Genomic DNA, 18,040 nt, shown 5'->3' with positions numbered 1-18,040 from the left:
TTTAATTATTGTTTTCAATTATTGATACTATATACTTCATAGCATTTATATTTTCTTTTATTTCTGGTAAATTTACTTTTTTATCATTTCCTTCCACCAGGTATCCATTTAGTAAATGTTCATCTAATGATATATCTTTTTTATAGTCAGTGAAGTATTCTGGATTTGTTATATAAAGTGCAGCCAGTGCATCCCAAACAACTAATTTGCTTTCTCCAAACTCATCCATAAATTCTTCACTAACCCTATTTAGAGATGGTTTCAAATAATTCATAAACTCACTTTTATAAACCGCATTAACTGGCACTTGATATTTGTGCTTCATACAATTATTGCCAGTAATGACATCAATATTATCAAATCTTTTTAATGCATATATAGTGGATAGATAGTCTATACTTAGGTTTAGCTCACGCATAATTTTTTTGTTAAATCTAAGTTCATCTGTAATCCCACCCATGGCTACAAAAGATTTTACTCTTTTAGGAACCATTCCTAAGGCTAGAGCCTTTTGACTATTGCTTGTTGCTCCTAAAGATAAAATGATGATATCATCATTTTCTTCAACTTCTTTTTTTATAGCTTCTGCCGCATCATGGATGTAAAGGCCGCCCTTTACAAGTGGTATGTCAATATTTAAATCATCTAGCATTTTTTTTGTAGCATTGTAAGTTACATCCTCATTATTATTACCAAAAGTTGTTGTAATAAGTCTCACATCTATATCAGGATGGGCTATCAAATAAAGAATTGCAAAAGCATCATCTAAGTCACACCCTTTTATATCTATAGTACAATCTGTATCTATTATAACTTTTTTCACTTCTCCTCCAATTCTATCACTTGTTTTATATTTATCCCTATCTTATCACCTAAAAAATATTCTTTAGGGCTATCTACTGACAAAGTATATTGACCATCCAATTTATAAGAAAAAAAATCTCCCCTATAAGTTTTTTCTATAACACTGTAATCATCACCGTCTATTATATCAATATCAGATTTTTTGATAAGTTTTTTACCTATTATATTATCCTTAAATATAAAACTTGCAGTGGCCTTATTGTCTGGATTTTGATAAATATTTTTGGGCCTATCATAGGCTATAAATTTCCCATCAGCAAGGATTGCAAGTTTATCTGCTACTTCCACTGCTTCATTTAGGTCATGGCTTACAAATATAGTTGGGATATTCTGATCTTTTATGATTTTAAAAGTTTCACTTCTTAGTTTATTTCTTAAAGTTGGATCAAGTGCAGTAAATGGCTCATCTAGTAAAAGCATTTTTGGTTTTACAATCAAGCTACGAGCTAGGGCAATTCTTTGTTTTTCTCCCCCTGATAATTGAGATGGGTACTTATCTTTATGCTCTATTAGTCCAACCAAATTTAGATATTTTTCCACCTCTTTTGTTATATAGTCTTTATCTTTACCATCCATTTTTAGGCCAAAACCAACATTATCAAAAATTGTCATATGAGGAAATAGTTCATCATCTTGGAACATAAGGATAAATTTACGTTCCTTTATAGATAAGTTTGTGATTTCTTTTTCATTTAAATATATTTTCCCAGAAAATTCTTCTATAATTCCAGAGATAATTTTTAATAAAGTGCTCTTTCCCGATCCACTATTGCCAACAATAGATAAAACTTGACCAGATTCTAAATCAAAGCTTATATTATCAAGTATTTTTTTATTATTATATGACTTGCTTATATTCTTTGCCCTTATAAGACCCATTTTTTCCTCCTAAATACTATTTTAAAAATCACTTCTATGATTAATATAAAAATGATATTAATAATTAAAAATACTATGCTCACTGCTGAAGAAATTGCCCTATCTCTAGCTACAAAAAATGGAAAAGCTACAGTCATAAAACTTTCTACAAGGCCAGATCCTAATACTAGGGTTAGATAGTATTCGCTAATCGAAAGAATGAATCCCATAATAAAGGCTGTCTTTATAAAAGGCGCTAGGATTGGAAAAACTATTTCTCTTTTAATTTCTTTATCTCCAGCCCCTAACATTTTTCCAGCATAAATGAGATTATCAGATAGAAAACTATACCCAGCTTTTAGTATCCTAACTGCATAAGGAATAATGTAAATGCTTTGAGCAATTATAATAAGTATTTTTGAGCCAGTAACTCCAATAGATTTAAAAAATAATTGCAAACCAAGGCCTATACTAGTAGCGCCTATTAAAAAAGGTAAAAAAACTATAAAACTTATTAGTCTATATCCCCTAGACTTATAATAAATTTTTTTAGTAATTGCAATGGACAGTAAAACTGAAAAGGTACTAGAACTTAAGCCAATTATTAATGAATTTAGTATTCCTTTGATAAATTTCCTATCTCTATATAAGTACAAATAGGATCGTAAAGAATAATTAGCAGATACTAAGTTTGGCCAAGGATAATTTTGTCTAAAGCTAGTAAATAACAAATCTATTCCCGCAAATATTAATATAATTATATAAATATATAATACTATCTTAGACATTTTCTTCATAAATTTCATCCTTTATGATATACACAATTACTAATGATAAGAGACCTAGAATGATTAAAAATATATTTATAACTAAGGCCTTAGGCTTATAGGCAAAGCTATTTTTAGTAAATTCGATATAAGATTTTGCAGCAAGAGTTCTTGGACTAGTGGGACCTATCAAAAGTGGAACTTCATAAGAACTTATAGCGAAATTAAAAAGTATTAGAAAAGTTTCTATCATTTGCCTTTTTATAAAAGGGAAAATTATAAAATAGTATTGTTGAATATCATTTGCCCCTAAATTTTTAGCAGCAAGTAGCTGATTTGAACTAATATTTCGATAGATTTCTAAAAAAACCATGCCTGCATAAGCCCCACCCTTTAAGGCATAGCTTAAAATTATCCCAAAAGCATTTTTGTTATAAAATAATTGAATAAATGAACTTGAATCATCTATTAAATTTAGCTTATAAAATACTCTGGAAATCACCCCCGTTTGGGCAAATAAATTTACAAATAAAATTGCAACTATAATATGTGGCACAATCACGGGTAGTTTTAAATACATATCAAATATTTTATTGGTAAATATGCCATAAGAAAGAAATATACCCAGCAATACTGCTAAAATACTTGAAATAATAGAAATTTTTAAAGAAAAAATAAGGCTTGATATAAAAGTCTTATCTTTAAGAACTTCTTTATAAAAGTCAAAGGTAAAACTATCAAGCCCTACTTCTTTAAAAAGTCCAAAACTTATTAACATTGACTTACTAAAGCCAATCAAGATTAATAATAATATTAGTATTAATCCTGAATAGCTAAGTAAGTTTTTTAGTTTAGTACTTCTTCTTCCCATATTTCTTCAATCAAAGGCACAAGATTTGCTGGCATTTCTGGAATTCTATGTTCTTCTAATTCTTTTGTAGATAAAGTGTATTTACCGCTTGGAATTTCATCATATAATTTCTTTTGCTCATCAGTTAATTTATCGTAATCTATTATAGGAAGATCTCCTAAAGTTTCAGGATCAGCTTTTGAAATTTGAGCTTCTGGGGATAATATTAAGTTTATAAGAACCGTTGAAGCATCTTTGTTTGAAGATCCTTTGCTTATTGCTAAGAAGTGTGTATTTGCGATTGTCCCCTTATCAAATACTGCTGTCCTTACATTTTCATTAAATTGTCCATCAGCTACACCAGTTGATGCGGCATTTGGATTATAGCTCATAGCCATTATTAATTCACCATCTGCAAACATATTTACTAGAGTTGGGTTATCTGCTGGATAAGATTGACCTTCATTCCATAAATATGGTTTTAATTCATTTAAATAATCAATTGTTGGTTTTAGCATTTCTTTAAGCTTATCTTTAGTTAGATCCTTATCCATAAATTCTTCATAACCTTGGATATCAGAAATAATATTTCTAATAAAAGCTGAACCTGTAAAATCTGGCAAAGAAGCATAAGTTATTTTTCCAGGGTTTGCTTTGGCAAGTTCTAATAATTCTTCAGCGTTTTTAGGTGGATTATCAATTTTTGAGCTGTCATACATAAATACAAATTGAGCTCCACCATATGGTGCTTCCATATTTTCTACTGGTTCACCAAAATCGTATTTTATTCCTTCATCATCTTGGTCTACATAATCATTAAAATTTGGAAGTACCTGTGTTATTGGACCAAAAAGCAAACCATTATTCTTTGCATTTTCAAAGTTTTCACCATTTATCCAAACCACATCTACATCACCTTCTTCAGAATCTTTCTCTGCTAGCATAAGATTTAATATTTCATCAATATCCATGCCTACACGATTTACTTCGATGTTATAATCTTCTTTCATCTTTGGAATTATATAATCATCTAACCATTGGTTACGCTTATCATCCCCACCCCATCCATATAAATTTACAGATGTTCCTTCAGCTTTTTTAGCTATTTCATCATAATTTACTTCACTTATTACATCGCTTGTTTCAGAAGTTTCTTTAATTTCTTCATTTTCCTCTGATTGGCTTGTTTTTACTGGTGCTTTTTCTTCTACTGCCTTCTCATTAACATTGTTAGCACAACCGGTTAATATCCCTAAGCACAGGAGACTTGTAATAAATAAATTTTTAATTTTCATCATTTTCCCTCATTATTTCTTCTGTAATCTCAATTGCATTTGTAATGCATTTGCCACATACTTTTGATAACAAACCATTTTCCACTGCATAATTAAATCCATCATCTGTATTTACATCTACTTTTAAAAGATTGGCACATTTTGTATGACCCATTCTTTTTTCAAATTCTTTATCAAGTTTATAAATCATCTTTGCTAATTCAATCTTTTTATAAGGATCTGTAGACCCATATTTATGACCTAATGCCATATATGATGCAGTCAATGCACCACAAATATCGGATTTATACATGCCCATTTCAAAAGGCGTAGAAATTTTTACTGCAGTTTCTTCATCCATTCCCACATCTTCAGCAAAATAAGAAAATACTGTTTGAGAACAGTTATAGCCCTTTTCCATGAAATTTTCTAATTTTTTATTATCCATTATAGCTCCTATAAAACTTCTCTAACATATCTAAAAATTCAATACTTAAAAACTTATTTATTTTTATAAGTGTATCTTCATTAGATAAAAATCTATCTTGTTCGTATTCTACCTTTGCCATAGAACACCATGTCACCCCTCTTAATGAGTTAAACATTAAGTACTTATAAAACTTATCATAATCTACTTCTCGATACTTCTCATAAATCTTTAAAAAAGATAGCATATCTCCTTCAGATAAAATTGTATCAGTCTTCCAATTTGTAGTAGTAGGCACTAAAAAGTGAGCTAAATCTTGTTCGCACTCACCAATAATTGGTTTTTCCCAATCAATTACCACTGATTTTTCACCAATTATAAAATTACGATTGTTTAACTCAGTATTTATAATGCATGGATTTTCTATCTCAGAATCTAAACCTGAATCTTTAGCTATTTTCAAAAATTTCAAAATTTTTGACTCGACAATTGGATCTTTGTGGATATAATTTTGATAATGGGAAAACATGGACTGAAATTCCTCATACATACTAAGAAAAGGTTTTTTAGCCCAGATAAACTTATTGAAGTCTACTTTCAAATTATGGACTGAGCTTAATAATTTTGCTCCAATATCCATATCTGTATCATAATTAAGAGGTCTACCCTCGACATATTCCATAGTCATAAATGATTTATTAAGGTATTTACCATTTTTATAATAATCATAGACCTTAGGAGTAACCTTAGATTTTTCTAAAGTTTTTAAAGCATCAAATTCATACTTTAATTGATTTTCACCTAATCCCATCTGGGATGCAAGATTTATTCTAATTACCATATCATTAAGTTTATAATTTAAATTATATTCACCATTCCCAAGATCTGTAATGTTTTCATCATCAAACTCAGCAATTATCAAATCTTTTATGGTATCTATATCGCGAATTGGATTAAGTAAAAAATATGATTTATCAAGGTCTTCTATTTTCTTAATAGTATCGTCCAATACATTGGGGGTTGAGTATTTTATATCAGAAAATATATCCAGTTTTTCTTTCATAGCTATCAGGCCATATCCCCCATCAATACTTGATGCAATTACTACATCAAATTTGTCTAGCTTTTCGAAGGCCTTTTCAATTTGTATCTCTGTAAGATTTTCTAAGTCTGATCCTATTAAAAGAACTTTCTTGTAAGTATCTAGCTGGTTAAAAATTGCATTACGCATTTTTTCCCCTAAATCTTTTCCACATTGGGGAATTTTTTGGCTCTCTATAAAGTCTAAATCTGACTCACATCCACTAAAATATATTACTGATTCTATGGATTGTTGATTTAGAAGTTTATAGTTTTTCTTTATAAGTTTTCTCATCAGATCAAGTCTTTCTTTTTCAGACAGGAAATCTTTTAGTCTTGTTTTACTATTAGTTAGATTAGGTGCTTTTGTAAATAAAATTGCTCTATTCATTTTAGCTTCCATTATAATTTTGTTAAAAAATTTATTAATTATTTTTAAAAAAAATGCCATATTTTCATATGGCATTTTTTGCTAATTAATTTTTAACCTTATTTACCAGCAAGTCTCTTATATGTTTCGTATCTATCGTTAGCTGCTTTTTCTGCTTCAGCATATAATTCGTCTGCTGTTTCAGGGAATGATCTCTTAAGTGATGAGTATCTTACTTCCCCTTGAAGGAATTCTTGGAATGATTCGCTTGGTTCTTTAGAGTCTAATTGGAATGGATTTTTGCCCTCTTCTGCAAGTCTTGGGTCAAATCTCCATAAGTGCCAGTAACCAGCTTGAACAGCTTGTTTTTCTCTAAATTGTGATTTACCCATACCAATTCTAATTCCGTGGTTGATACATGGTGCGTAAGCGATGATTAATGATGGTCCATCGTAAGCTTCAGCTTCTTTGATAGCTTTGATTGTTTGGTTTTGGTTAGCTCCCATAGCTACTTGTGCTACGTAGATGTAACCATATGAAGTCATCATTAAACCAAGGTCTTTTTTACGTACTTTTTTACCAGATGCAGCGAATTGTGCTACTGCTGATAATGGTGTAGATTTAGATGATTGTCCACCTGTGTTTGAGTAAACTTCTGTATCGAATACAAGAATGTTGATGTTTTCACCACTTGCTAATACGTGGTCTACACCACCAAATCCGATATCGTAGCTCCATCCGTCACCACCGAAGATCCATAATGATTTTTTAATCATGTAGTCTTTTAGGTTGTAAATATCTTCTAGAAGAGCTTTACCTTCTTCACTGTCAACTGTTTCGTTTTCAAGTGTAAGAATTTTAGCTGTTGCTTCTTTAGATGAGTTTACATCTTCTTTACCTTCTAACCACATTTTAAATGCTTCATTAAGTGGTGTATCAAGGTTTAAGTCTAAGAATGAATTCATTCTTGTTTCAAGAAGTAATTTATTTGATTCTGCAGCTAATTTGATACCATATCCGTATTCAGCAGCATCTTCGAATAATGAGTTACCCCAAGCTGGACCTTTACCTGATTCTTGGTTGATTGTGTATGACATAGCTGGTGCACTTGCTCCCCAGATTGATGAACAACCTGTTGCGTTTGCAACATACATTCTGTCACCGAATAATTGTGTAACAAGTTTAGCATATGGAGTTTCACCACAACCTGCACAAGCTCCTGAGAATTGAAGTAATGGTTGTTTGAATTGGCTTCCTTTAAGTGTTTTATCATCCATAACATCTTCTTTGTAACCAACTTCTTCGTGAGCGTATTCCCAGTTTTCTTTTTGACTTTCTACTTGTTCATCGAATGGTTTCATTAGAAGAGCTTTTTCTGGAGCTGGACAGATATCAGCACAGTTTCCACAACCTGTACAGTCTAGTGGAGATACTTGAATTCTAAATTCGTATTGTTCCATTCCTTTTCCAATAGCTTGTTTTGTTTCGAAACCTTCAGGTGCATTTGCTTTTTCATCTTCTGTTACTAGGAATGGTCTAATTACAGCGTGAGGACATACAAATGAACATTGGTTACATTGGATACAATTTTCCATTTGCCATTCTGGAACATTTAGAGCAATACCACGTTTTTCAACTTCTGTTGTACCAGATGGGAATTCACCATTTTCAATATTAAGATCTACGAAAGCAGATACTGGAATGTCATCTTCTTTTTGTTCAATCATTGGTCTTAAGATGTTTTTAACGAATTCTGACATTTCTGCTTGTTCAGCTTTTTCTTCTTCAGTAGCGTTTGCCCATTCAGCTGGAACTTCTACTTTTTTAGCTGCTTCTAGACCTGCATCTACTGCTGAATAGTTCATGTTTACAATATCATCACCTTTGTGACCGTAAGCTTTAACTATAGAATCTTTTAAGTATCCAACAGCTTCTTCAATTGGAAGTACTTGAGATAAGTTAAAGAATGCAGCTTGCATAATCATATTTGTTCTTGAACCTAGTCCAATTTCTTGAGCAATGTGGCTTGCATCAATGATGTAGAAGTTAATATTGTGTTCAGCAAGGTATCTTTTTACATTTGCTGGAAGGTGTTCGTCTAAATCTTCTTCACTCCAAGTTGTGTTAAGAAGGAATGTACCACCATCTTTAAGCCCTTTTAATACATCATATTGGTGTAGGTAAGCTTGTTTTGAAAGTGACATAAAGTCAGCTTCGTCAAGTAGGTATGTTGATTTGATTGGTTCTTTACCAAATCTTAAGTGAGATACTGTTAAACCACCTGATTTTTTAGAGTCATAGTCAAAGTATCCTTGAGCAAACATGTCTGTGTTATCACCGATGATTTTGATAGCTTGTTTGTTAGCACCAACAGTACCATCAGATCCGAATCCCCAGAATTTACATCTTGTTGTACCTTCGTGACGTACTTTGAAGTCTTCTCTTTCTAAAGATGTGTTTGTAACATCATCTGTGATTGAAAGTGTGAAGTTATCTTTTGTATCTTCTTTTCTAAGGTTGTCATAAACAGCTTTGATATCTCCAGGAACTGTATCTTTACTTGAAAGTCCGTAGATACCACCATAGATAACTGGTGCGTTTTCTACTCCGTAGAATGCTGATTTAACATCTAGGTATAAAGGTTGTCCTTCAGCTCCGTGTTCTTTTGTTCTATCAAGAACTGCGATTTTCTTAACTGTGTTAGGAACAACTTTTAATAAGTGTTCTTTAGAGAATGGTCTGTAAAGGTGAACTTCTACTAAACCAATTTTGTAACCGTCTTTTACTAATTCATCAATTGTTTCACGAATTGTTTGGTTTACAGAACCCATAGCTACGATAACTTCTTCAGCATCTTCTTGACCGTAGTAGTTGAATAGACCGTAGTTTGTACCGATTAATTCGTTAATTTGGTTCATGTAATCTTCTACAATACCCACGATTTCTGTGTAAGCATTGTTTCTTGAAACTGTTCTTTGGAAGAAGATATTCTTCTCAGCTGTACCCATGTGTTTTGGTCTTTCTGGGTTAAGTGAGTTATTTTTGAAATTATCAACTGCTTCGAAATCTACAAGGTTTTCTAATGTTTCGTAATCCCAAACATTAATTTTTTGGATTTCGTGGCTTGTTCTAAATCCGTCAAAGAAGTTAACAAATGGTACTCTACCTTTAATAGCTGATAAGTGAGATACTGGTGATAAGTCCATAACTTCTTGTACAGAGTTTGAGCAAAGCATAGCTACACCTGTTTGTCTAGCTGCATATATATCTGAATGGTCTCCGTAGATTGAAAGTGCGTGTGTAGCAACAGTTCTAGCTGCAACGTGGAATACACCTGGTAATCTTTCTCCAGCAACTTTATACATGTTAGGTATCATTAATAATAAACCTTGACTTGCTGTGTATGTAGTAGTTAGTGCTCCTGCTGCAAGTGAACCGTGAAATGCTGCTGCTGCTCCTGCCTCAGATTGCATTTCTTTAACCATAACTTCTCTATCGAAAACATTTTTACGTCCATTTGATGACCATACATCAATAGATTCTGGCATTGGTGAAGATGGTGTGATTGGGTAAATGGTTGCAACGTCAGTAAATGCGTATGATACGTGAGCTGCAGCGGTATTACCGTCCATAGTCTTCATTGCTCTAGTAATTGTCATTTAGACCTCCTAAAATAATTAATAAGCAATTATCGTTAACACTAATTTAAGTATAGATAAGATGAAAGCGAATGTCAAGAGCCTTTGGTAAATAATATCAAAATAATTAATTTATTTAAAAATTAACCAATATATTTGCAAAAAAATAAAAACGATAAACTTATTCAAAGTCATCGTTTTCATCAACTAATTCTTTATGAAATATCTTATTTGTCATTACACGAGCTGCATTATAGCCAAAATTTTTCTCTCTTTGGTTCATAGCAGCCACTTCTACAATCATAGCTAGATTTCGCCCTGCTCTAACCGGAACAACTAAGTGAGGTAATTTGACATCTAATAGCTCAATATAATGATCATCAAGCCCTAGTCTGTCGTACTCGTAATCTTCTTTCCATTGCTCAAGCTCGATTACCATTTCTACTTGCGTACTATTTTTAACCGACCCTGTACCGTATAAACGTCTCACATTTACTATTCCAAGCCCTCTTATTTCCATATAATGACGGATATTATCTGGCGACTCACCAATAATTTTGTTATCAATAGCCATTATATCAACCATATCATCTGCAACTAATCTGTGACCGCGGTTTACAAGATCTAGGGCAGTTTCACTTTTTCCAACTGAGGATTTTCCCATAATTAAAACCCCAACACCGAAAACTTCCAAAAGCTCACCATGGACATTGCTTCTTGGGGCTAACTGATATTCTAGTTCATCAGAAATATCAGAAATTAATTTAGTTGTTTTTGCTGGTGATCTTAAGACTGTTTTGTCATAATAATCGGCTAAGTCTAATATGTCATGGTTAATGTCAACATCATAAGAAAAAATTACCGCAGGAATGCTATATGAAAGTATGCCTCTAAATCTTTCATATTGAAGCTTACTATCTAGTCCTGTAAGATATGTGTATTCGACAGAACCAATAACTTGAAGTCTCTTATAGGGAAAATCTTCTAAGTATCCTGCCAATTGTAAACCAGGACGATTTACATCAGCGCTTAACAGACAAATATCATAATAATCTGATGATTGGTGGACAATTTCAAGTCCTAATCTTTCAACAACCTTATGAAGTTTTATAGTATTTTTTTCCTCACCTAATTGTAATTCTTTTAATATAGTTTCGCTTTCCACCATTGATTCTTGAGGCTCATTTAATGATTTATCCACCATATTGTTATTTTTATCCATAAATATGCTCCTATTTCTATCCCTTTAATCTAAAGTATTTGTAAATTTCAAGGGCTTGGGCTCTGCCGACTAAGGGTACTTCCATTAGTTCTTCAACACTAGCTTTTTTAATATTGGATATGCTTTTAAAATGTTTATATAAATTAGTTCTAGTCTTTATTCCTACACCCTTGATATTATCAAGCTCAGATGTTTTCATTGTATTTTGCATAAGTTTTCTATGATAATTTATTGCAAATCTATGGGCTTCTTCTTGGATTTCGTAAATTAATTTATAAACCGGATCATTTCGGTTAATAAATATCTCTTGACCTTGATAAATTATAGCACGGGTGGTGTGCTTATCATCTTTTACAAGTCCTGCAATTTCTATATCCAATTTAAATTCATCAAGGATTTCTAGGGCTGATGAAACCTGACCCTTTCCACCATCCATTAAAATTAAATCTGGCATATTTCCAAAACCTGTAGAAGTATTGCCATTTTCCATCTCTTTTATACCATTTTTAAATCTACGAGTTAATACTTCTTTTAAGGAACCATAGTCATTTGGTCCTTCAATAGTTTTTATTTTAAATTTGCGATATTCTTTTGGATTTGGATGACCATCTTCAAAAACTACCATAGATCCTACAGACTGAACACCTGATGTATTTGAAATATCATAACATTCGATACGTTTTATCTCCGTCATATCCAAAATATCTTTTAGCTGATTGATACCTGCTGACTTCTTACGTTCTTTTTTTTCAGCTTGCTTTTCGTATTTTATGCGCATATCATTGGCATTAGTAAGAGCCATATTTATTAAATCTCTCTTCTTGCCAAGTTTTGGCTTATGGATTAAGACTTTTGTCCCACGTTTTTGATTTAAGAATTCATTTATAGTTTCTAAATCATCTGGCTCTGTCTCTATCAAAATTTCTTTTGGTATATACATTATGTCAAGGTAGAATTGCTTGATAAAAGAGCTCATGATATCTTTATCGGTTTCTACATAGTCATTTTTTATTATAAAATGTTCACGTTCTACAATTTTTCCTTGACGCATGAAGAAAACTTGCATGACAATAGCTGTTACACCCTTGCTCATGGCAATAATATCCATATCTTCTCCGGCAGCTTCTGTAACTTTTTGTCTTTCGGATATCGTTGATAGCGCCTTGTAATAATCTCTATATTTTGAAGCCATTTCAAAATTTAAATTAGCACTAGATTCATTCATCTTATCTAAAACCCATTCTGGAATCTTATCAGACTTGTTTTCCAAAAAAAGTTTTATATCATCTAAATGCTTCATGTAGCGACTCTCATCTTCATCATGGGTACAAGGTCCGTTACATTTTTTAATAAAATAATTAAGACATGGTCTATCTAATGTCTGTCCTTTTTCAAAATCTAGATTGCAAGTTCTAAATGGATAGTATAGATGAAATAAATCTATGGCATCATTTACTGCATAGGCATCAGGATATGGCCCATAATAATTAGCCTTATCATTATAAATCTGTCTTACTTTTTGGATACGGGGAAATTTTTCGTTTGTGATTTTTATATAAGGGTATTGCTTGTCATCTCGAAGGACGATATTGTATTTTGGTCTATTTTTTTTGATTAAGTTTGATTCTAAAACCAAGGCCTCCACTTCATTTTCTACTATGATATATTCAAAGTGGTCAATGTGGGAAACCATGGCCAAAACTTTGGCACCCTTGTTTTTATTGTTATCAAAATATTGGCGAACCCTTTTTTTAAGAGAAATAGCCTTTCCGACATAGATTATTTCATCATCGGCATTTCTAATTATATAAACTCCTGGCAAATCAGGAAGTTCTTTAAGCTTCGCCCTTAGTTCTTCTTTACTCAAATTTGTCTACAACTCTCTTTCAAATACTCTAAATCTGCTCCTTCTAGGTGTGGAGCTAAAACTTCTTCGCATTTTTGATTGTAATCATTAATCCAGTTAATCTCATCATTTGTTAACATATCAATATTTATTGGACGTGTGTCAATTGGAAGGTAGGTTAGATTTTCAAATTCTAAAAACTTACCAAATTCATTTCCCATTGCTTTTTTCACAACAGCTTGATTTTCTATTCTAATTCCGTGGCTGCCTGCAATATATAAACCTGGTTCAACTGATGTAAACATATGTTCTTTAAATTCTATCTCTGATCCAGGTCCCATACCAAGTCTTTGTGGTCCTTCGTGAACTGTTAATAGATAACCAACACCGTGTCCTGTTCCGTGGAAAAAGTCCTTTCCTGCTTGCCATAATGGATATTTAGCAATAGCATCTAATCTTGATCCAGTGGTTTTTTCTTTAAATTTCGCTAAAAATAGTGCAATGTGTGATTTTAAAACTAAGGTGTAATCATCTTTTTCTGCTTGACTAAGTTCTCCAAGTGCAATAGTTCTTGTTATATCAGTCGTTCCTTCTTTATAGTGAGCGCCTGAATCTATCAAAATCATTCCATTTGTTCTAATTGTTTTTGAGCCCACATCTGCTGGCGCGTAGTGAACTATGGCTGCATTATCCTTAAATCCTATGATTGATTCAAAAGATTCTTCTACAAAGCTCTCATTTTCTGCACGGAGTTCACGAAGCTTTTTACTAGCTACATATTCGTTTAATGTACCAGTTGTTGCTCCTACTTCTAACCAATTAAAGAATTTCACTAAGGTTATTCCATCTATAATGTAAGCTTCTTTAGTATTTTCTATTTCTTTTTCACTTTTTATCGCCTTCATATTTGTAGTAATATTTGTCCCAGTGGATACCTTAACATTGGAGTTTATTGCATCATAAATTGCTACATTAGTACGAGCTGGATCTAGGAAAATACGATTTTTTCCAGGAATATCTTTTAATAGTGTAAAAATATAATCATATGAATGAATTTTTATTTTGTTTTCATCTAAATATTCTTTTACTTCTCCATCTAATTTTTCTTGGTCTATGCATAAGTAGGCCCTATCTTTTGAAATTAGCATGTAAGATAGAACAACTGGATTAAAATCAATATCATTTCCACGGATATTTAAAAGCCAGCATATGTCTTCTACTGCCCCTATAAAATAATAATCGTATTCATTTTTCTTCATTTCTTCCCTAATACGACTTAATTTTGATTCTGTACTTTCGCCAGTATATTCTTCGCCTAATAACCAAGCTTTATCTTTTCTTAAATCTGGACGGTTTTTCCATAATTTTGAAATATAATCAATATCAGATACTAGAGTACGTGATCCCATTGATTCGCTGAGTTTTTTATATTCTCTTACTGAAAACAAATTTCCATTAAAGGCAATTTTTCCAAATTCACTTACACTTTGGTCTAGGTATTCTTCAACAGATGGATAGTCTTCATCTCCTAATTTCATTAATTCAAATTCTGATCTAGACAATTCTTTTTCTGCTTGTAAAAAATATCTGGAGTCTGTCCACACTTTTGCTTCATTTGGTGTAACAACAGCAGTTCCCGCAGAACCAGTAAATCCAGAAATAAATTCTCTTTCTTTATAATGAGCTGCTAGATATTCTGACTGATGTGGATCAGAAGTTGGAATTATGTATGCTTCTATTTTTCTTTCTGCCATTAAATTTCTTAAGTCTTCTAATCTTTGATCTATATTCATATAAACTCCCTTAAATATTTAAAAAAGTAACTTTGTTAAAAGGTTAAAATTCCTTGATTTTATAAAATAATTATACCTTTTAGCACTCTTTTTGGTAGCATATCAGTGATTGAATTTTTTAGCAAATCAATTATAATAAATACAATCGTGTAAAAATATTAGAGGGGTGATAATATAAATGAAACTTGGAATTGTAGGTTTGCCAAACGTTGGAAAATCAACTTTATTTAATGCTATTACAAAAGCTGGAGCACTTATTGCAAACTATCCTTTTGCAACAATTGATCCAAATGTGGGGCTAGTAAATGTACCTGATGAAAGACTAGATGTCCTAGCTAAAATCAGTGAGTCAAAAAAAATAGTTCCGGCTGCAATTGAATTTTATGATATAGCCGGTCTTGTAAAAGGCGCTTCTAAAGGTGAGGGTCTAGGCAACCAGTTTTTATCAAATATTAGAGAAACTGATGCTATTGTTGAAGTTTTAAGATGTTTTGATGATCCAAATGTAACACACGTTGATGGATTCGTTGATCCTATCCGTGATATCGAAACCATAAACTTAGAATTAATTTTTGCTGACCTTGATATGATTGATAAAGTTTTAGAAAAACGTAGAAAAGTTGCAAGAAATGATAAGGAAGTGGCTAAAGAGGTAGAAGTTTTGGATAAGGTAAAGGCTGTGCTTGAAGAAGGAAAATCAGCCAGAGTCCTTAACCTAACAGATGATGAAAGAAAACTGCTTCGTTCTTACCAATTACTTTCAACAAAACCGATAATCTATGTTTGTAATGTAAATGAAGATGATGCAGCAAATGATGGAGCTGATAATCAATATGTTGCAAAAGTTCGTGAATTTGCAGCAAATGAAAATGCAGAAGTTTCTATAGTATCTGCAAAAATCGAGCAGGAAATCTCAGAACTTGATACAGATGAAGAAAAAGAAGATTTCCTATCTATGCTTGGTTTAAACGAGTCTGGTACTGATAAAGTTATAAAAGATAGCTACAAAACCCTAGATCTCATTTCATTTCTAACAACTGGTGAAATGGAAACACGCGCTTGGACTATAAAAGATGGTACCAAAGCAGTGGATGCAGCTAGCAAAATCCATACTGACATCTCCCGAGGATTTATAAAAGCAGAAATAGTTTCTTACGATGATTTAGTAAATAGTGGATCTATAAATGCTGCTCGTGAGAAAGGCCTTTTAAGAATGGAAGGCAAAGATTATATTATGCAAGATGGTGATGTAGTTAACTTTAGATTTAATGTGTAAGGTTAGATAATGAAAAAACAAGGAAAACTAATAGTTCATACAGGATCAATGTTTTCAGGCAAAACCACTTCCCTATGGCGCGAGCTTTATAGGATGCGCATTGCTAATTACAAGATTGCCGCCTTTAAGCCAGCAATTGATAATCGTGACGATGATAAAAAAATAGTTTCTCATGATAACTTAGAATTAGATGCCATAAAGGTTGAAAATCTAAATGATGTTCTGGAATACGCAACCAAGCACGAGCTAGATGCCATAGGAATTGATGAAGTGCAATTTTTCCCAAATGATCCAACCGAAGTTATCGATATTTTTAATGAACTTATGGCAAAAAATATCACCATCGTAGTCTCAGGACTTGATATGGATTATAAAACTAGACCATTTGAAATTATAAAAGAAATTATGCCAATTGCAGATGAGCTTACCAAGCACCATGCCATTTGTGCAAATTGTGGTGACGATGCCTGGGCATCATACAGAAAATCAACTGATGAATCAAGAATCCAAATTGGTTCAAAAGATAAGTATGAACCATTATGCAGGGAATGCTACAATCAAATGATGGGCGAACGAGAAAAAACCAAAAACCAAATATCATTAGAATTAGGTGAATAAACCTAATTCTTTTTGTTTATCAGGAAATAATTTACTATATTAATGTTATAAAAGGAAGAGTACATATGAAAGTTGCTTTAGTTTACGCAGAATACGAAAACATGACAGAAGAAATCAGACAGGTAAATCCAAATGCAGATAGGATTATGAAAAATATGCTATCATCTATAAAAGAAGCATTGGAATATAAAAACCACGAAGTTTATGAGATCCCAGCAAATATCGATATGATGAGAAATATTATGGAAATTGAGGGACTTGATGTAATATTTATCCATTACGATCCATTAGAAAATCTAAAACTTCAAGGAAATGTATTTGCAGCATTAGAATTACTAGGAATTCCAATAGTAGGAAGCGGTATGCTAGCGCAAGCTACTGCTCTCTCAAAGGAGACTGCAAACTTAATTTTAGCATCTCATGGTTTACCAATAGTAAAATCACAAATCTTATTTTCAAAAGATGAAGAGTTAAAAGAAGAGCTTAAAGAAAGCTATCCCCTATTTGTAAAACCAGAATCAGAAGCTGTTTCAGTAGGAATCAGGAGTGATTCTTTGGTAGAAAACGAAGAAGATTTAGAAAAAACTTTAGACAGGATATTTTCTGAAGTAAACCCACCAATAATCATTGAAGAATTCCTCCCAGGTAGAGAATTTACTGTCGGAGTTCTTGAAGATATGGGTGAGATAAAAGCATTAGAGGTAACCGAAATTACTTTTGATAAAGAAAGTGGAGTTAACTTTAGAACTAAGGATGTCGTTAAAAATAAATGGACTATTAAAACTACTCCAGCTGAAATTGATGAAGAATTAGAGCTAGAAATGAAATACCTAGCCATCAAATCTTTTAAGGCTATGAATTGTGATACTTACGCAAGAATTGATATTAGACTTAATGCAGATGGCGAGCCTTATATAATGGAAATAAATACCATGCCAGGATTATCTAAAACTTCATCTCCATATGTTTTAGAAGCAAAAGCCTCAGGGATTGAGTACGAAGAACTAATTGATAAATTAGTAAAATCAGCTTACAACAAGGGTGCAGATAATAAAAAATTAGGTATAGGAAAATTTTAGTATTAAAAAAGCAGGATCAGTTTTGAGCTGAACCCCAAAATCCGGAATATGGATTGAGGGGTTTTTTTCATGCCAAAA

Annotated in this window: 14 protein-coding genes; 3 read left to right on the top strand and 11 right to left on the bottom strand. The window is 32.2% G+C overall.

Annotated features, from left to right (window positions below):
- Position 1: 1 nt before the first annotated feature.
- From JNO63_RS04505 to JNO63_RS04455, 11 genes are all read right to left on the bottom strand, one after another.
- Entirely contained in the window at positions 2–823 is an 822-nt protein-coding gene (locus tag JNO63_RS04505) for a nucleoside hydrolase (RefSeq protein WP_203127303.1), read from the bottom strand.
- Positions 820–1,743, bottom strand: coding sequence for an ABC transporter ATP-binding protein (locus JNO63_RS04500; RefSeq protein WP_203127302.1), 924 nt, complete (start codon positions 1,741–1,743; stop codon positions 820–822). Before JNO63_RS04500 ends, JNO63_RS04505 begins: the two co-directional genes overlap by 4 nt.
- Complete coding sequence (locus tag JNO63_RS04495; RefSeq protein WP_203127301.1) at positions 1,731–2,519, bottom strand: ABC transporter permease; 789 nt, start codon at positions 2,517–2,519, stop codon at positions 1,731–1,733. Before JNO63_RS04495 ends, JNO63_RS04500 begins: the two co-directional genes overlap by 13 nt.
- On the bottom strand, positions 2,503–3,360 hold the full coding sequence (locus JNO63_RS04490; protein WP_203127300.1) for an ABC transporter permease subunit: 858 nt from the start codon (positions 3,358–3,360) through the stop codon (positions 2,503–2,505). Before JNO63_RS04490 ends, JNO63_RS04495 begins: the two co-directional genes overlap by 17 nt.
- Entirely contained in the window at positions 3,336–4,637 is a 1,302-nt protein-coding gene (locus JNO63_RS04485; protein WP_203127299.1) for an ABC transporter substrate-binding protein, read from the bottom strand. Before JNO63_RS04485 ends, JNO63_RS04490 begins: the two co-directional genes overlap by 25 nt.
- Positions 4,624–5,061, bottom strand: coding sequence for a C-GCAxxG-C-C family protein (locus JNO63_RS04480; RefSeq protein ID WP_203127298.1), 438 nt, complete (start codon positions 5,059–5,061; stop codon positions 4,624–4,626). The genes JNO63_RS04485 and JNO63_RS04480 overlap by 14 nt, the downstream gene beginning before the upstream one ends.
- Entirely contained in the window at positions 5,054–6,511 is a 1,458-nt protein-coding gene (locus JNO63_RS04475; RefSeq protein ID WP_203127297.1) for a TIGR04282 family arsenosugar biosynthesis glycosyltransferase, read from the bottom strand. Before JNO63_RS04475 ends, JNO63_RS04480 begins: the two co-directional genes overlap by 8 nt.
- Before the next feature lie 98 nt (positions 6,512–6,609).
- Positions 6,610–10,149: a pyruvate:ferredoxin (flavodoxin) oxidoreductase gene (gene nifJ / locus JNO63_RS04470; protein WP_203127296.1), complete on the bottom strand. Its 3,540-nt coding sequence runs from the start codon at positions 10,147–10,149 to the stop codon at positions 6,610–6,612.
- A 160-nt stretch (positions 10,150–10,309) separates the two neighbouring features.
- A complete protein-coding gene (gene hprK, locus JNO63_RS04465) occupies positions 10,310–11,296 on the bottom strand; it encodes an HPr(Ser) kinase/phosphatase (protein WP_203127365.1) in 987 nt (328 codons plus the stop codon).
- A 70-nt stretch (positions 11,297–11,366) separates the two neighbouring features.
- The gene (uvrC, locus tag JNO63_RS04460; protein WP_203127295.1) at positions 11,367–13,217 is read right to left on the bottom strand and encodes an excinuclease ABC subunit UvrC; all 1,851 of its coding nucleotides are present in this window, start codon (positions 13,215–13,217) and stop codon (positions 11,367–11,369) included.
- The gene (locus JNO63_RS04455) at positions 13,214–14,989 is read right to left on the bottom strand and encodes an aminopeptidase P family protein (protein WP_203127294.1); all 1,776 of its coding nucleotides are present in this window, start codon (positions 14,987–14,989) and stop codon (positions 13,214–13,216) included. Before JNO63_RS04455 ends, uvrC begins: the two co-directional genes overlap by 4 nt.
- Positions 14,990–15,167: 178 nt before the next feature.
- On the opposite strand from JNO63_RS04455, the gene ychF reads away from it, so the two are divergent.
- The 3 genes from ychF to JNO63_RS04440 all read left to right on the top strand — a co-directional run bounded on the left by ychF (position 15,168) and on the right by JNO63_RS04440 (position 17,962).
- Positions 15,168–16,265: a redox-regulated ATPase YchF gene (gene ychF, locus JNO63_RS04450; RefSeq protein WP_203127293.1), complete on the top strand. Its 1,098-nt coding sequence runs from the start codon at positions 15,168–15,170 to the stop codon at positions 16,263–16,265.
- A gap of 9 nt (positions 16,266–16,274) precedes the next feature.
- Positions 16,275–16,883, top strand: coding sequence for a thymidine kinase (locus tag JNO63_RS04445; protein WP_203127292.1), 609 nt, complete (start codon positions 16,275–16,277; stop codon positions 16,881–16,883).
- A 65-nt stretch (positions 16,884–16,948) separates the two neighbouring features.
- Complete coding sequence (locus JNO63_RS04440; RefSeq protein WP_203127291.1) at positions 16,949–17,962, top strand: D-alanine--D-alanine ligase family protein; 1,014 nt, start codon at positions 16,949–16,951, stop codon at positions 17,960–17,962.
- Positions 17,963–18,040: the final 78 nt, after the last annotated feature.

It is taken from the genome of Anaerococcus sp. mt242, assembly GCF_016798225.1.
Taxonomy (GTDB): Bacteria; Bacillota; Clostridia; order Tissierellales; family Peptoniphilaceae; genus Anaerococcus.
This window is presented reverse-complemented; position numbering and strand designations above follow the sequence as displayed.